Raw genomic sequence first — 14,300 nt, 5'->3', positions numbered from 1 at the left:
TTATACGGTGGCTTCAGCTCCTTGTAATGCCCATTCATCAATCCATCTAGACATTACTTTCACCCAATCTTCTCTTGTATTTAAGCATGGAATAACGTGAAACTGTTTCCCACCCACTTCGTGAAAGATTTCTTCACCTTCCATAGCAATTTCTTCCAAGGTTTCTAGACAGTCACTTACAAAAGCTGGTGTTGCGATAGCGAGCTTTTTAACTCCACCTAGACCCATTTTTTCAATAGTTCGATCGGTATAAGGAGTTAACCATGGATCAAAGCCTAATCTAGATTGAAATGTAGTGCTGTAGGTACCATCTTCTAAATTTAAGTACTCACCTACTAATCTTGTAACCTCATGGCATTGATGACTATAACAAAACTCATGTGCTGGTGATGGTGTAGCACAACAAGTACCATTCATTTTACAATGACCATTTGTTATATCGCTTTTTCTTATATGACGTTTAGGGACTCCGTGATATGAGAATAAAAGATGTTCATAATCCTTACCTTCTAACGATTCCTTAATCGATTCAGACAATACTCTGATATAATCAGGGTGATTATAAAAAGGAGGCAATACAGTAAATTCCATTTGTGGAAATTGTTCCTTTCTTATTTCCTCGGCTAACACAAGTATGGTTTCAGTAGTTGCCATTGCGTATTGAGGATATAACGGAATAAGTAGGACCTCATCAACTCCTTGGTCGTGTAGCTCCTTAAGACCATTCTCAATAGTCATAGAGCCGTATCTCATAGCAAGCGAAATAGGCACACTGGTGTATGCATCTATTTTTTCCTGAAGACGCTCTGAAAGGACGATCAACGGACTTCCTTCTTCCCACCAAATCTTACTATAAGCTTCTGCACTTTTCTTTGGTCTCGTATTAAGTATAATTCCTTTTACTAAAAGAGCTCTTAATATGTAAGGTAAATCAACTACCCGTTCGTCCATTAAAAACTCATCTAGATATTTCTTTACATCTTTAGGATCGGTACTATCTGGCGAACCCAGATTAACAAGAAGAACTCCTTTTTTCATTGAACAAATTTAGAACTACAAAATTAACTTTTGTGTGGTCGTTATTATTTTTAGTCAATTACTATTACTTATAGTAATATTTGGAAATTTTAATCCCAATTTACTCCATTTTCATCAATATCTTCCTTCTCCTTGTCTTTATTCAGGTTGAAACCTGATAAGTCCTTTTTACTATATCTAACCCAAATAAAGGCAGGCATTATGATGAAAAAAATAAACAAGGTAGATAAACCTATAAGTTTATGCCCCATAGCAACGGCATTACCTAAATGCACTAGATAAAACCCTGCACCTATAACGATAACAGCTAGTATCAATAAGACTGCAAGGATTTTCAATGGTTTCATTTAACTAAAGGATATTTGACTAATTATTCTACTGTTACCTTTAAATTTAATTCTTGTAATTGCTCCTGATCAATTGCTGCAGGTGCATCAATCATAACGTCGCGACCACTATTATTCTTAGGAAATGCGATGAAATCACGAATAGTTTCCTGACCACCTAGAATAGAAACCAATCTATCAAATCCAAAAGCAAGTCCTGCGTGAGGTGGTGCCCCATATTCAAAAGCATCCATTAAAAAGCCAAATTGAGCTCTAGCCTCTTCAGGCGTAAAACCTAAATGGTTAAACATAAGCGCCTGTAATTCCTTATCAAATATTCTTACCGATCCACCACCTATTTCATTTCCATTAAGGACAAGATCATATGCATTGGCTCTTACATTACCAGGATCTGTAGAAAGTTTCTCAATATCTTCAGGTTTTGGTGATGTGAATGGGTGATGCATTGCGTGATAGCGCTCTGTATCCTCATCCCATTCTAATAATGGAAAATCAATTACCCACAAAGGAGCAAATTCTTCTGGGTTACGCAGTCCTAATCTTTCTGCCATTTCCATACGTAGTGCGCTTAATTGTGTGCGCGTTTTATTTGTAGGTCCAGACAATACACAAATCAAGTCACCAGCCTGTGCTCCTGTAGCTTCTGCCCATTGAGCTAGATCTTCTTGTGAATAAAATTTATCTACACTAGATTTAAAACTACCATCCTCATTGCACTTTACATACACCATTCCTAGAGCGCCTACTTGAGGACGTTTTACCCAATCAATTAACTTATCAATTTCCTTACGAGTCATGCTAGCTGCACCTGGAACAGCAATTCCAACTACAATTTCTGCTTCATTAAAGATTTTAAAATCTCTCGCTTTCGCGAAAGCGGAAAGATCACCAAACTCCATCCCAAAGCGAATATCTGGTTTGTCATTACCGTATTTTTCCATCGCTTCCTGATAAGTCATACGAGGAAACTTATCAACCTGGACATTCTTAACTTCTTTTAATAAATGTCTCGTCATTTCCTCAAAAATGTTGAGTACATCTTCCTGCTCAACAAATGACATTTCACAGTCTATTTGTGTGAATTCCGGCTGCCTGTCTGCTCTTAAGTCCTCATCACGGAAACATTTAACTATCTGAAAATATTTATCCAGTCCACCTACCATAAGCAACTGCTTAAAGGTTTGTGGAGATTGTGGTAGTGCATAAAACTGACCTTCATTCATTCGACTAGGGACTACAAAGTCACGAGCGCCTTCAGGAGTTGATTTGATCAAAACAGGTGTTTCTACCTCTACAAAATCCTTAGATGCAAGAAAATTACGCACCTGCATAGCTACCTTAGATCGGAAAATCAGATTTTCACGCACGGGATTACGACGTATATCTAGGTAGCGGTATTTCATTCTAAGTTCTTCACCACCATCTGTTTCATCTTCAATAGTAAACGGTGGCGTTTTTGAAGCACTTAGAATTTTTAATTCCTTTACAAGTATTTCAACATCACCTGTAGGTATTTTAGCATTTTTTGATTCACGCTCGATTACGGTACCTTTTACTTGTATTACATACTCGCGACCTAACGTTTGAGCGGTTTTCATAACTATCTCATCTGTACGGTCCTCATCAAAAATAAGCTGTGTAATACCGTAACGATCTCTCAAATCAACCCAAATCATAAATCCTTTGTCACGAGATTTTTGAACCCAACCAGATAGGGTTACCTCTTTATTTACATCGCTCACTCTTAAACTTCCGCAGTCGTGTGTTCTATACATAATATGTTCTATAAGGAGCAGCAAAAATAAACCGATTCCAACGGATATTAAACATTAAATACTTAACATTTTAAATCATAGCAATGACAAAACACGATAAAATATGTGATTTTTAAAATTAATAATATACTATTATTCAATAGCTTACATCTCTAATGTAAATTTAACGTTACCTAATTGTTGTGTATATGTAATTTTAAAGTTAACTTTGGGTAGAACTTAAAAAGTATAGGTCATGAAAAACGTATTGATGGTAGCAGCATTGCTTGTAGGTTTTATAGTAAGCGCTCAAGAAGAAAACAAGCCCCAGTTTGAACAATTAGAAAATGGTATGGTTAAGGCGACTTATTTCCATGACAACGGTTCAATTGCAGAGGAAGGAACATTTTTAAACAAAAAACGCCATGGTGAATGGATTTCTTATGATCAAAATGGTAATAAGATAGCACAAGCAGAATATTCACAAAATGAAAGAAGTGGTAAGTGGTTTTTTTGGAAAGGTGAAACACTAGTAGAGGTTGATTATTCTAATAATGCAATTGTTGCTGTAAACAACTGGACAAATAAGGAGGCAGTAGCCATTAATAAACCTTAACTTTAAAAATTAATACAAAAAAACCTCGCCAAATGGCGAGGTTTTTTTGTTTCTAGTTTTAAGTTCTGAGATCTATTAACGACTAATCTTTAACAAATCTTTGTTTAACTTAATTAACGTATTTGTTAAACAAAATTGTATTTTTACCAAAAGGATTAATTGTTATGGCCACAGTAAAAAAATCTACCACAAAAAAGACAACTAAAAAGAAAACTCCTAATCGCCAGGATATTATAACGGCTTACATGGAATACGTTTTAGAGCATGAAAAAGAACCTAAAAGTGTATACAAGTTTGCCAAGGAAAATAAAATGGAAGAGCAAGAATTCTATGCACATTTTGGAAGCATAGAAGGTTTACGCAAGGAAATTTGGAATACCTTTTTTACTATGACATTGGACGTTGCTCATAAGAATGAGGATTATGCACATTTTTCTAATCGTGAAAAAATACTCACTTTTTTCTACACCTTTTTTGAATTACTAACTATGAATCGTAGTTATGTTTTATTTACTCTAAATGGTAAACAAAGCATGATGAACAAAATGGATGAACTTAAAGGTTTAAGAAAACATGTAAAGGATTTTGCCCGAACATTAATTCAAGAACGTAATGAAAGTAAGACCAATATTTTACTAGAGCGTTCAGAAAGTATCTACAGCGAGGGCGCATGGATTCAAATGCTTTTCCTTTTAAAATTTTGGATGGATGACGATAGTCCAGGATTTGAAAAAACAGACATGGCTATTGAAAAATCCGTTAATACCATTTTTGATGTTTTTGATAACACACCCTTAGATGCAGTTTTAGACTTTGGCAAATTCCTATGGAAGGAGCGCATGGCTTAAAATCTAAATTGATATAAAGAATTTTAAGGTGTAAAAGCATCTAAATCGTTTTGCAATCGGTTACAGCTATAAGCCTTTTGCATGTAAATCAGGTTTTACATTTTCTTGTTATGAAAACAATTGACAAAATACCTACTAGTAAAATAGGCCGCACTACAGAGCTAGTAAAGACTGGTGCCAAAATAGGTGCCAACTACCTAAAGTATTATTCAAAAAAAGCTGTTAATCCAACTCTTGACCGTAGTACTTTGGACGAGGACAATGCTGCCGATATTTATGATGGATTAAAAAGTTTAAAAGGTAGCGCTCTTAAAGTAGCTCAAATGCTTTCTATGGATAAGAGCTTGTTACCTGGTGCTTACGTAGAAAAATTTAGTCTAGCTCAATTTAGCGTTCCACCATTATCAGCACCCTTAGTTCGTAAAACATTTAGAAAGTATCAAAACGCATATCCTGAAGATATATATGATTCGTTTTCAAAAGATTCTGTAAATGCAGCTAGTATCGGTCAAGTGCACAAAGCGACTAAGGATGGTAAACAGCTCGCTGTAAAAATTCAATATCCAGGAGTGGCAGATTCTATAAGTAGTGACCTTGCCCTTGTAAAGCCTATCGCCATCAAAATGTTCAATTTGAAAGGCGAAGACAGCAAGCGTTATTTTGCCGAAGTAGAAGAAAAACTTTTAGAAGAAACCGACTATGAATTAGAGGTAAAGCAAAGTATAGAAGTTACTGAGGCTTGTAGCCATATACCTGGATTAAAATTTCCATCTTATTATCCAGAGCTTTCTAGCAAGCGCATTATAACCATGGATTGGATGCAAGGAACACACTTAAGTGAATTTGCAAAAACAGATTTTAACTCCAAAACTGGGAATAAATTAGGTCAAACGCTTTGGGATTTTTACATGTTTCAAATGCACGGCCTTAAAGCCGTACATGCAGATCCTCATCCTGGTAATTTTCTAATTTCAGAGGATAATGAATTAATTGCAATAGATTTTGGATGTATCAAACAAGTACCTGAAGAATTTTACCAGCCTTACTTTGAGCTTGCGGTACCAGAACATATCAACAACCCTGATACATTCAAGGAAAAATTGAAACAGCTAGAAATCCTACGTCCAGACGATACTGATCAAGAAATTGAATATTTCTCTGCTTTATTCCATGAGATGCTTAGTTTGTTTACTAAACCTTTTCAAGAAAAAACTTTCGACTTTTCTGATGAATCTTTTTGGGATGAAATATCCTCTTTAAGTGAAAAGTATAGCAACGATAAGGAATTGCGTAAAATGAACGGTAATAGAGGTAGTAAGCATTTCCTATATATCAATCGTACTTTCTTTGGACTATATAATCTATTACACGATTTAAAAGCAACTGTAAACACTCACGATTATATAAAGTATCTAAAAGAAAAAGGTCTTAAAAATCATAGTGCGCTCTCATAATGTGAAGCGCGCTATTAGAAATTATAGTATTAAGCAGTTTATAGAATCGATACTTAGTTTTTATAAACCACTCCATCCTTCATAACAAAATCTATTTGCTCTAGAATGGCGATATTCTTTTCTGGATTTTCTGTTACCGCTACCACATCTGCATAGAAACCAGGTTGCAACTGTCCGATTTCATTTTCCATATTAAGGATTATAGCTGGTGTAATAGTGGCGCTTTGTAAGGCTTCCATAGGTTTCATTCCAGCTTCCACCATATAGCCAAATTCCTTGGCATTTTTACCATGGGCAAACACACCAGCATCAGTACCAAAAACAATAGGCACACCTCGCTTGTAGGCTCTCGCAAAGGTCCCTTGTATTTGTGGACCAACTTCTCTCGCCTTGGGTACAACCACTTCTGGATAAAAACCTTCTTCCTCTGCTTTGAGTGCCACTTCTTTACCTGCCGTTATGGTAGGAACTAGATAGCAATTTTTCTCAATCATAAGATCCATTGTTTCTTCACTCATATAGGTACCATGCTCAATGGTTTTAACACCACCTTTAACAGCCCTACGCATGCCCTCGTCACCGTGAGCATGAGCAGCTACATGAAATCCATAATCAGCAGCGGTTTGTGTAATCGAGCGTATTTCTTCAATAGTAAATTGTGGGTTACTGCCGTTTTTTGCAACGCTTAAAACACCACCAGTTGCTGTAATCTTTATACAGTCTGCGCCATTTTTATACCTATGTCTAACAGCTTCCCTACCTTCTTCGGGAGAATTAATTACTCCTTGTCTGGGACCTGGATCACCCATTAATTTTTGATTACTACCATTTGTAGGGTCTGCATGACCGCCGGTACTAGCGATAGATTTTCCAGCCGTAAAAATACGCGGTCCCGGCACTTTCCCTTTATTAATAGCATCTCGCAAGGAAATATTTATACCACTACCACCTAAATCTCTTACTGTTGTAAAACCTGAAAGAAGTGTGATTTCAGCATACTTTACTGAGTCATAAGCAACATCTGCTGGATCGTCTACATATTTTTGGACATATGCATGTGGATTGTATTCTGTCTCCATATGCACATGCATATCTGTAAATCCTGGCATCACCCATTGATCTTTTAAATCTATAAGGTTTATTTGTCCTGTAGGTGTTTTGTATCCCTTCTGCACTGATTGTATTTTATTCCCTTCAATGATTAAAGTCATTTCGGTTTGCCACTCACCTTTTTTGGCATCTAGTAGGTGACCTGCGTGTATGAACGTTGTGGTTGAAGTTTGTTGTGAGTACGCTTTCGCGAAAGCGAGACATACCAACAACATCAGTGCTGCGATATTTTTCATGATTAAGAATTTACAAACTCTAATACTTTGTCTGTTATAAATTTGATTTGCTCGTCATCCAATTCTGTGTGCATAGGTAATGATATACATTCCTTTACTAATCTATTTGTTACTCCAAAGTCCTTTTCTTGATAGCGATCATCGGCATAGGCTTTTTGAAGGTGTAATGGTATAGGATAATACACACCGCAAGGAATATCATGTTGGTTCAAATAGGCTACGAGCGCATCGCGATCGGTATCTTTTACAAGTAAGGTATATTGATGAAACACATGACAATCACAGTTATCACAAATGAGCGGCGTGATAATCTTCTCGTTACCAGCAAGTGCTGCCGTGTATTTTCTAGCAGCGGTTCTACGAGCCTCATTGTATTGATCTAGACGACGTAATTTTGATCTAAGAACAGTTGCCTGAACAGAATCCAATCGTGAATTGACTCCTACAACATCGTGGTGATATCTAACATACATTCCATGATTTACGATTCCTCTTATGGTATGAGCAAGATCATCATCATTAGTAAAAATAGCGCCACCATCACCATAACAACCTAAATTTTTGGAAGGAAAAAAGGAAGTAGTACCTACATTACCTATTGTTCCAGTCTTGGACTTAGTACCATCCTCATTTAGGTAGTTAGCTCCAATAGCTTGTGCATTATCCTCAATCACATACAAGTCATGCTCTCTTGCAATTTCCATGATTTCACTCATGTTTGCTACTTGCCCAAATAAATGAACAGGTACGATGGCCTTAGTCTTAGGAGTAATGGCTTTTCTTATAGCCTCTGGATCAATATTAAAATTGAAAGGATTGACATCTACTAGAACTGGTGTAAGCCTAAGTAGCGCAATTACCTCAACTGTCGCTGCAAACGTAAAGTCGGCAGTAATCACTTCATCACCTGGCTCTAGACCCAATCCCATCATAGCTATTTGAAGAGCATCAGTACCATTGGCACATGGTATCACATGTTTTACATCTAGGTACTCTTCTAGCTCTTTTTGAAAAGCGTGAACTTCGGGACCATTTATATATGCGGTAGATTCTATCACATTCATGATACCTGCATCTACCTCTTCTTTTATTTTTTCATATTGACCTTTGAGGTCAACCATTTGAATCTTACGCATTTGTAATTTAATTTTTGGAAAAAGTCAACGTTTTGACTCTACTTGTAAAAATACGCAATATTAGGAGCATGACCCAAGCGTATTTTTTGTACTATTTTTGAGTAAAATCAATTGTTTTTTGAAAGTTTTATATCGTATTATAATCGCTGCAGCAAAGGCTGGCTTGCCCCTAATCGGATTATTTAATAAAAAGATTAACCTAGGGGCAAAAGGTCGTGGTGCTACGTGGGATATCCTTGATCAAAAGGTAAAGAAAACTACTCCAAAAATCTGGGTTCACGCAGCCAGCCTAGGAGAGTTTGAACAAGTAGTCCCAGTGCTAGAAAAAATTAATCGAGAAAAATATCAAGTTATTTTAAGCTTTTTCTCACCTAGTGGTTATGAAAATAAAAAGCATACTTCGCTGGCTGATGTTGTTTGTTACCTACCTCTTGACACAAGGACTAATGCTCAAAAATTCATAAAGGTTGTTGACCCCAGTCTCGCAATTATGGTAAAATATGAGTTTTGGCCACAATACCTTAATCAACTTAAACTTAAAAAGATTCACACCATACTAGTAAGTGGAGTTTTTAGAGAAAAAATGCCTTTTAATTCCTGGTACGGCAAGTGGATGACACCTTCTTTAGAAGCCTTTTCTCATTTCTTTTTACAAGATGAACATTCATTATACCATCTTAAAAATCTGGGATATACAAATGCAACCGTGAGCGGCGATACTAGGTTTGATCGTGCCAGCCAACTCATTGAGCGTAGTAACCATCTAGATTTCTTAGATGAATTTCTCGCTAACAAAAAGTGCCTCGTGGTAGGTAGTAGCTGGCCAGAGGATATTTCGGTTATGAAGAACTGGTTAAACTCCAATAGTCAAAATGAAGATTACAAGGTAATCATAGCACCACACGAAGTTCATAGTAATGCGATAAAGCAATTAATAGATCAACTTGATCATCCTGTACAATTGTACAGTGAGATTGAGAAAAATAAAGTAGTCGAAGAAACAACTACCCTTATAATCGACAGTATAGGAAAGCTTACTCTAGCCTATAGCTACGCTAGTATTGCTTATGTAGGTGGAGCTATGGGTACAAAAGGATTGCACAATATTCTCGAGGCCGCAACCTTTGGAATACCGGTAGTGATTGGAAAAAACTATGAAAAATTTCCTGAGGCAGGAAAACTTGAAGATTTAGGCGGACTGTTTTCAATAGAAAACAAACAAGAATTCAATGAGATAATCAATAAACTTTTTGAAGATGATTATTTAAGAGACAAAACTGGTATGATTTCTGGACATTGGATTAACAGCAATACGGGTGCCACTCGATTAATACTTAATTATTTAAAAGAATACAATGAAGACATGGTTGTTCATAATTAGCCTTTTCATAAGTTTAATTAATAATGCTCAGGATAACATTGTTGTAGTGGACAATGAAACAAAAGAGGGCATTGCATTTGCTACGGTAAGTTTTGGAAACGGTAATGGAACCTTTGCCGATGGTGATGGCGTATTAAAATTCTCAAAGGCCCTTTATAAGGATGTTGATTCTTTATTTATTAGCTCAATAGGCTATCAAGAACTGGCTTTATCATCAAGTAAAATCGCAGACACTTTATTCCTCAAAGCCAAACAAAACAATCTGGAAACAGTTATTATAAACGCACAACTTACAGGAAAACATAAACGAAAGAAAAAGAAAGAGCTAGCTCATGATAATTATCATGATTGCTGGCTACCTACTGTAGAAAGTGAAATCGCTGTAAGATTTGATCGCTATGAAAACGCACCTACTCAAATCAAAACATTAAAACTACCTATATTACTAGAAGACACGCAGCGCAGCAAAAATCGTAAACAGACCAGAAGATTCTCTACCATGTTTAGAGTTGTGTTTTACGACGTATCACCTGATGGCAAACCAGTAAGAGAATCTATGTGGCCTTCAAAAACTTTTATAATTACCCAAGAAGCTGGCGACGTGTACGAGCTGGATATTGAAGAACTCAATATTAATATTCCTCAAGAAGGCATTTTTGCTTCCATACAAGTTTTAGGCTATACCACGCCCAAGGGCGAATTAATAAAAGCAAAAAAATATCGTGAATTCAAATCTAAGTACGGTACCCAAAAAATAGCCACAACTTATAGACCTCTATTACCTTTTACTGACGAGATAGAAGGAAAGAAAACGTATGTACGTCGTATATTTTTAAACAACAAGCAATGGACACTTTTTGATTTTTCCTATAATCCAAAAAGCAAATTACTGCGCAGTGGTCATGAAAATTACGGCATGGGCGCCGAGTTTAAAGTGTTCTACAAAGACTAATCCAAAGAAAAAATCTAGACTAAACAGTTACCGCCTTATTCAAATAGTCTCTAAAGGGCATCATCTCTTTATAAACATGCACACAATGATCCATAAAATCGGCTTGCATAATTTCCTTTTGGGTAAGAGAATGCGATACAGCATGTGTTTTTTTACGCAATAAATCAATATGTTCATGATCTTGTAAAAATCCTTTAGGCGCGATTTTCAAACTTTCGCCGTCATCGATAAGGTCAAAAGTGTCTTTAAAAGACTTCTTATTAAGCACCTTCTTGAATTCATCGCCATTATAATCAATAGCATCCCTTATAGAGTCTAGCAATTCCTTTTTAGGTTTCCAATAACCACCAGCCAGAAAAGACTCATTTACACCTAAATGGATATAAAAATCACCCTGCTTTCCGCTAGCGTTTAAATCTAATCCTGCCCCAAAATGATCTTTATATATAGGCTTGTTAGGATGATATAACAGGTTGTTATTAATTCGATTAAGCGCCTTTCGTCCATCGGTTGAAATATAATTATCATCAACTTGCATTAGTTTTTGATCCAGCTCATTCAACCAGACTATGTAATCGTCCCGTACCTCATGGTAGCGTTTCCGATTTTGATCCATCCATTCTTTATTATTGTTTTTTTGCAATTCACGCAAAAATTCAAACATCTTTCTAAAATTCATATTTTAAACAATTTGTGTTAAAATAGTTTCGCTTTCGCGAAAGCGTAAACAATTTAACAGTTTTTATAAGTACTTAATATAATTATAAGACTAACTGCTAGGTGAGCTACATATCTTTGATCAAAACAAACACCGACATGAAAAAAATAGTTTTATTACTTGCGATTGCTTGTACCACATTAGTCGTTTCTTGTAGAGAAACTGAAACTAAAACAGTAATCAAAGAAGTTGAAAAGGAAGCTGAAGAAACTGAAGGAGCTCTTGAACGTGCTGCTAAAAAAGTAGATAAGGAAGTTAATGAAGAGATTGATGAGCAAATAGAAAAAATAGGCGACGATAATTAAAAAATTGCTATGAAAAAGATATTATTAGGTCTATTATTCTTATTCACCTTAAGCTTAACCAGTTGTCGTGACGAACGACCTGGGATGGACAAAGTTGAAGTACAAGGACTAGGTGAAGACGCTAACGACAGCGATGCTCAAGAAAGCTATGACACAAACCCTACTCCAGCAGATCCCGATTAATTAACGGCTAAAAATATTAAAGGCACTTTTAAGTGCCTTTTTTTATGCTTTGGATTTAAAGTCTTGCTAAATTCAACCCATAAGTTCAACACATTTGTTTATTTATCTGTTCGATAGGCTTATTATAATTAAACTTATTTAATGCACTTTTCATTTCAATTTAGATTGATGTTGTAAGAATAGTAAAAACATTTAACCTATATTAATCATGAACAACACTGCTCAGTAATACTGGAAAATGATATTGGTTCTACGTCTACTAACATCCAAGCACCTTCGCTTTGTTCATAAAAACCGATCATGCCATTTTCACCAATGAAAGAACCACTACAACAGCCTGTTTCATCTTCTACACTATACTTTATCAAACCTGTCTCAAAATTCCCACAATCACAGTTTTTTCCAAAAGAAAAGTTTAGAAAAAACATAGATATAATTAATACATAGATTTTTAGCTTCATAACAAATTAATTTAAGAATTGCAGTTTATTAAGCTGTCCTAATTTCTGTTTTTGAAGTTCTTGATTATTCCAAGAAGCATTCTCTAAATACATTTTGTTTTTATTATAAAAATCATCCAATAATTTTTTCCTTTTTGGGTCTGATAATTTATAATTTTTGTTTACCAATGAATAAAAAGTAGCCATTGAGGGGATATTAGAATTCATCCTTGACATGTCATTTATTAAAACATTGACTTGCTCTTCATTTAATTGAGAAGTCCTACTATAAAAATTAGTGTGCCACATAGCTAATAAATTGTTATAATACAATTCCGATCGATGTTCATTTTTTTCAGCTTTGTAAACATCAAACAAATCATCAATTGACAACTTATTAAATTTATCCGAATTCCAGCTGACAGAAGATTTTGGAACTGCATACTTTTCTACTTCTGATGGAATGGTCCCTTTTTCTGAATCATCTTTAATCTGTTCAGAATTGTTAGTACACGCCATAAGTATTATAGCTAGTAAAACAAAATAGAATAATTTATTTTTTTTCATAATATAAAAATTTAAACGTTTTGACCTGAACAACAAGATTCTTGTGCGGCTGCCGGTGAAATAAATTCCCTACCAATCCAATGCCATGCTTCACCCTCATTTACATAAGTATCGTAATAAGCGTATTCACCGACCACAGTCCCAGTACAGCAACCTCTACCATTATTCAAAATTTGGTAATGTGTAATACCTCCTTCAAAATCCCCACATCCACAATAATTGTAATCAGATGTTGAAAAATTTGAAAAAGTCATTAATAATCCAATAAGATAAAATGTTTTCATAATTCATTAATTTCCATAAAGTTAAATAAAAAAAAAATTGCATTGTTTAACTTATTAACAAAATATTGATACTATTGTTAATATTAAAAATTAATTATAGCTCTTTATTTTTTTAATTTCTTCTCTTAAACTTTCTAAACCTTCTTGTAAGCTAATCATAGCTTCTTGACCTTCTCGTACCTCTAGGTCAAAACTTAGTTTTGAATTCACTTCCCATAGTTCTGTAATTTCTTCTACAGGTTGTTCAATAACTGGATATTCTCTATTTAATGAAATCAAGTATACCTCGCGACTAGATTCGGTTTTACGTAGTTTTTTAACTAGAACACTATCAGGTGTTACTACAACATGAATACGATTGTTATTTGCAGCAGCCATACTTTCTACCGCTTTACCCATTACCCATTCTTTAGGTTGAAGTACGGGTAACATACTATCTCCTTTTACTTGAAAAGCTCTATAACTACCTTCCTTATATTGAGGTAATGGTATATTAAAAGCAGGCAATTCATTATACCAATCTGTATCTTGCACATTACTGGCATAACCGGCACTAGCTTTAATAGGCACCATAATCATATTCTCGCGTTCATTTGAATCTAGAGTTACCACTTTTGGTGAAGTACTAGCGCTTGTATCCAGCTTCTTATTATAACTTGTACCATACAGCCACATAGGGTTTACTTGAAATTGCTTTAATAGTTCAACTACTACGCTTCCTGTAATCTTCTTTTTGCCGCGTTCAATATCTGCGGTTGATGATCCAGCTCCTAGCAATTGAGCAAATTCAGATTGGGTTTTACCTAACTCTTCTCTAATTATTTTAAAGCGTTTAGCCTCTATTGGAATGTCTTGTGCCATAAAACAAATATACATATTAATGGAATATTTCCAATTTTAACACTGGAATATTTCCTACTTAATGGAATTA

Annotated in this window: 17 protein-coding genes; 7 read left to right on the top strand and 10 right to left on the bottom strand. The window is 35.3% G+C overall.

What is annotated here, in order from left to right:
• From hemH to aspS, 3 genes are all read right to left on the bottom strand, one after another.
• Entirely contained in the window at positions 1-1,038 is a 1,038-nt protein-coding gene (gene hemH, locus HCN53_RS10300; protein ID WP_167342884.1) for a ferrochelatase, read from the bottom strand.
• An 89-nt stretch (positions 1,039-1,127) separates the two neighbouring features.
• Positions 1,128-1,385: a hypothetical protein gene (locus HCN53_RS10295; RefSeq protein WP_060523351.1), complete on the bottom strand. Its 258-nt coding sequence runs from the start codon at positions 1,383-1,385 to the stop codon at positions 1,128-1,130.
• Between the two features lie 23 nt (positions 1,386-1,408).
• The gene (aspS, locus tag HCN53_RS10290; RefSeq protein ID WP_167342883.1) at positions 1,409-3,160 is read right to left on the bottom strand and encodes an aspartate--tRNA ligase; all 1,752 of its coding nucleotides are present in this window, start codon (positions 3,158-3,160) and stop codon (positions 1,409-1,411) included.
• 235 nt (positions 3,161-3,395) lie between these two features.
• Between aspS and HCN53_RS10285 the strand changes: the two genes are divergently transcribed.
• From HCN53_RS10285 to HCN53_RS10275, 3 genes are all read left to right on the top strand, one after another.
• On the top strand, positions 3,396-3,755 hold the full coding sequence (locus HCN53_RS10285; protein WP_042276378.1) for a toxin-antitoxin system YwqK family antitoxin: 360 nt from the start codon (positions 3,396-3,398) through the stop codon (positions 3,753-3,755).
• A gap of 164 nt (positions 3,756-3,919) precedes the next feature.
• On the top strand, positions 3,920-4,603 hold the full coding sequence (locus HCN53_RS10280) for a TetR family transcriptional regulator C-terminal domain-containing protein (RefSeq protein WP_167342882.1): 684 nt from the start codon (positions 3,920-3,922) through the stop codon (positions 4,601-4,603).
• 110 nt (positions 4,604-4,713) lie between these two features.
• Positions 4,714-6,057, top strand: a complete 1,344-nt coding sequence (locus HCN53_RS10275) for an ABC1 kinase family protein (RefSeq protein WP_167342881.1) — start codon at positions 4,714-4,716, stop codon at positions 6,055-6,057.
• 53 nt (positions 6,058-6,110) lie between these two features.
• Here the strand turns inward: HCN53_RS10275 and HCN53_RS10270 are convergent, their stop codons facing one another.
• Both HCN53_RS10270 and HCN53_RS10265 read right to left on the bottom strand, forming a co-directional pair.
• Complete coding sequence (locus HCN53_RS10270) at positions 6,111-7,403, bottom strand: metal-dependent hydrolase family protein (RefSeq protein ID WP_167342880.1); 1,293 nt, start codon at positions 7,401-7,403, stop codon at positions 6,111-6,113.
• Between the two features lie 2 nt (positions 7,404-7,405).
• A complete protein-coding gene (locus tag HCN53_RS10265; protein ID WP_105017717.1) occupies positions 7,406-8,539 on the bottom strand; it encodes a DegT/DnrJ/EryC1/StrS family aminotransferase in 1,134 nt (377 codons plus the stop codon).
• Positions 8,540-8,657: 118 nt separating this feature from the next.
• On the opposite strand from HCN53_RS10265, the gene HCN53_RS10260 reads away from it, so the two are divergent.
• Both HCN53_RS10260 and HCN53_RS10255 read left to right on the top strand, forming a co-directional pair.
• Positions 8,658-9,920 carry a 3-deoxy-D-manno-octulosonic acid transferase gene (locus tag HCN53_RS10260; protein ID WP_167342879.1) on the top strand — a complete coding sequence of 421 codons (1,263 nt, stop codon included), beginning with the start codon at positions 8,658-8,660 and terminating at the stop codon, positions 9,918-9,920.
• Positions 9,895-10,872 (top strand): carboxypeptidase-like regulatory domain-containing protein, encoded by a 978-nt coding sequence (locus HCN53_RS10255; RefSeq protein ID WP_167342878.1) that lies wholly within the window; start codon positions 9,895-9,897, stop codon positions 10,870-10,872. Before HCN53_RS10260 ends, HCN53_RS10255 begins: the two co-directional genes overlap by 26 nt.
• A gap of 19 nt (positions 10,873-10,891) precedes the next feature.
• Here the strand turns inward: HCN53_RS10255 and HCN53_RS10250 are convergent, their stop codons facing one another.
• On the bottom strand, positions 10,892-11,551 hold the full coding sequence (locus HCN53_RS10250) for a DUF2461 domain-containing protein (RefSeq protein ID WP_167342877.1): 660 nt from the start codon (positions 11,549-11,551) through the stop codon (positions 10,892-10,894).
• A gap of 137 nt (positions 11,552-11,688) precedes the next feature.
• Here HCN53_RS10250 and HCN53_RS10245 point away from each other — a divergent pair, with 137 nt between their 5' ends.
• Positions 11,689-11,895: a hypothetical protein gene (locus HCN53_RS10245; RefSeq protein WP_042276388.1), complete on the top strand. Its 207-nt coding sequence runs from the start codon at positions 11,689-11,691 to the stop codon at positions 11,893-11,895.
• A gap of 9 nt (positions 11,896-11,904) precedes the next feature.
• A complete protein-coding gene (locus tag HCN53_RS10240) occupies positions 11,905-12,078 on the top strand; it encodes a hypothetical protein (RefSeq protein WP_167342876.1) in 174 nt (57 codons plus the stop codon).
• Positions 12,079-12,284: 206 nt separating this feature from the next.
• Here the strand turns inward: HCN53_RS10240 and HCN53_RS10235 are convergent, their stop codons facing one another.
• The 4 genes from HCN53_RS10235 to HCN53_RS10220 all read right to left on the bottom strand — a co-directional run bounded on the left by HCN53_RS10235 (position 12,285) and on the right by HCN53_RS10220 (position 14,230).
• Positions 12,285-12,539: a hypothetical protein gene (locus tag HCN53_RS10235; protein WP_105017722.1), complete on the bottom strand. Its 255-nt coding sequence runs from the start codon at positions 12,537-12,539 to the stop codon at positions 12,285-12,287.
• A gap of 6 nt (positions 12,540-12,545) precedes the next feature.
• Entirely contained in the window at positions 12,546-13,085 is a 540-nt protein-coding gene (locus HCN53_RS10230; protein WP_042276389.1) for a hypothetical protein, read from the bottom strand.
• 11 nt (positions 13,086-13,096) lie between these two features.
• Positions 13,097-13,369 carry a hypothetical protein gene (locus HCN53_RS10225; RefSeq protein WP_042276391.1) on the bottom strand — a complete coding sequence of 91 codons (273 nt, stop codon included), beginning with the start codon at positions 13,367-13,369 and terminating at the stop codon, positions 13,097-13,099.
• A 90-nt stretch (positions 13,370-13,459) separates the two neighbouring features.
• Positions 13,460-14,230: a LexA family transcriptional regulator gene (locus HCN53_RS10220; RefSeq protein WP_105017723.1), complete on the bottom strand. Its 771-nt coding sequence runs from the start codon at positions 14,228-14,230 to the stop codon at positions 13,460-13,462.
• Positions 14,231-14,300 lie beyond the last annotated feature (70 nt).

The sequence above is a fragment of the Nonlabens sp. SY33080 genome (assembly GCF_011784885.1).
GTDB classification, from domain to species: domain Bacteria; phylum Bacteroidota; class Bacteroidia; order Flavobacteriales; family Flavobacteriaceae; genus Nonlabens; species Nonlabens tegetincola.
This window is presented reverse-complemented; position numbering and strand designations above follow the sequence as displayed.

What these genes read in the sequence shown, in the direction of transcription:
- hemH (WP_167342884.1), bottom strand. Translation starts at nt 1,038, where the DNA reads ATGAAAAAAGGAGTTCTTCTTGTTAATCTGGGTTCGCCAGATAGTACC.
- HCN53_RS10295 (WP_060523351.1), bottom strand. Translation starts at nt 1,385, where the DNA reads ATGAAACCATTGAAAATCCTTGCAGTCTTATTGATACTAGCTGTTATC.
- aspS (WP_167342883.1), bottom strand. Translation starts at nt 3,160, where the DNA reads ATGTATAGAACACACGACTGCGGAAGTTTAAGAGTGAGCGATGTAAAT.
- HCN53_RS10285 (WP_042276378.1), top strand. Translation starts at nt 3,396, where the DNA reads ATGAAAAACGTATTGATGGTAGCAGCATTGCTTGTAGGTTTTATAGTA.
- HCN53_RS10280 (WP_167342882.1), top strand. Translation starts at nt 3,920, where the DNA reads ATGGCCACAGTAAAAAAATCTACCACAAAAAAGACAACTAAAAAGAAA.
- HCN53_RS10275 (WP_167342881.1), top strand. Translation starts at nt 4,714, where the DNA reads ATGAAAACAATTGACAAAATACCTACTAGTAAAATAGGCCGCACTACA.
- HCN53_RS10270 (WP_167342880.1), bottom strand. Translation starts at nt 7,403, where the DNA reads ATGAAAAATATCGCAGCACTGATGTTGTTGGTATGTCTCGCTTTCGCG.
- HCN53_RS10265 (WP_105017717.1), bottom strand. Translation starts at nt 8,539, where the DNA reads ATGCGTAAGATTCAAATGGTTGACCTCAAAGGTCAATATGAAAAAATA.
- HCN53_RS10255 (WP_167342878.1), top strand. Translation starts at nt 9,895, where the DNA reads ATGAAGACATGGTTGTTCATAATTAGCCTTTTCATAAGTTTAATTAAT.
- HCN53_RS10250 (WP_167342877.1), bottom strand. Translation starts at nt 11,551, where the DNA reads ATGAATTTTAGAAAGATGTTTGAATTTTTGCGTGAATTGCAAAAAAAC.
- HCN53_RS10245 (WP_042276388.1), top strand. Translation starts at nt 11,689, where the DNA reads ATGAAAAAAATAGTTTTATTACTTGCGATTGCTTGTACCACATTAGTC.
- HCN53_RS10240 (WP_167342876.1), top strand. Translation starts at nt 11,905, where the DNA reads ATGAAAAAGATATTATTAGGTCTATTATTCTTATTCACCTTAAGCTTA.
- HCN53_RS10235 (WP_105017722.1), bottom strand. Translation starts at nt 12,539, where the DNA reads ATGAAGCTAAAAATCTATGTATTAATTATATCTATGTTTTTTCTAAAC.
- HCN53_RS10230 (WP_042276389.1), bottom strand. Translation starts at nt 13,085, where the DNA reads ATGAAAAAAAATAAATTATTCTATTTTGTTTTACTAGCTATAATACTT.
- HCN53_RS10225 (WP_042276391.1), bottom strand. Translation starts at nt 13,369, where the DNA reads ATGAAAACATTTTATCTTATTGGATTATTAATGACTTTTTCAAATTTT.
- HCN53_RS10220 (WP_105017723.1), bottom strand. Translation starts at nt 14,230, where the DNA reads ATGGCACAAGACATTCCAATAGAGGCTAAACGCTTTAAAATAATTAGA.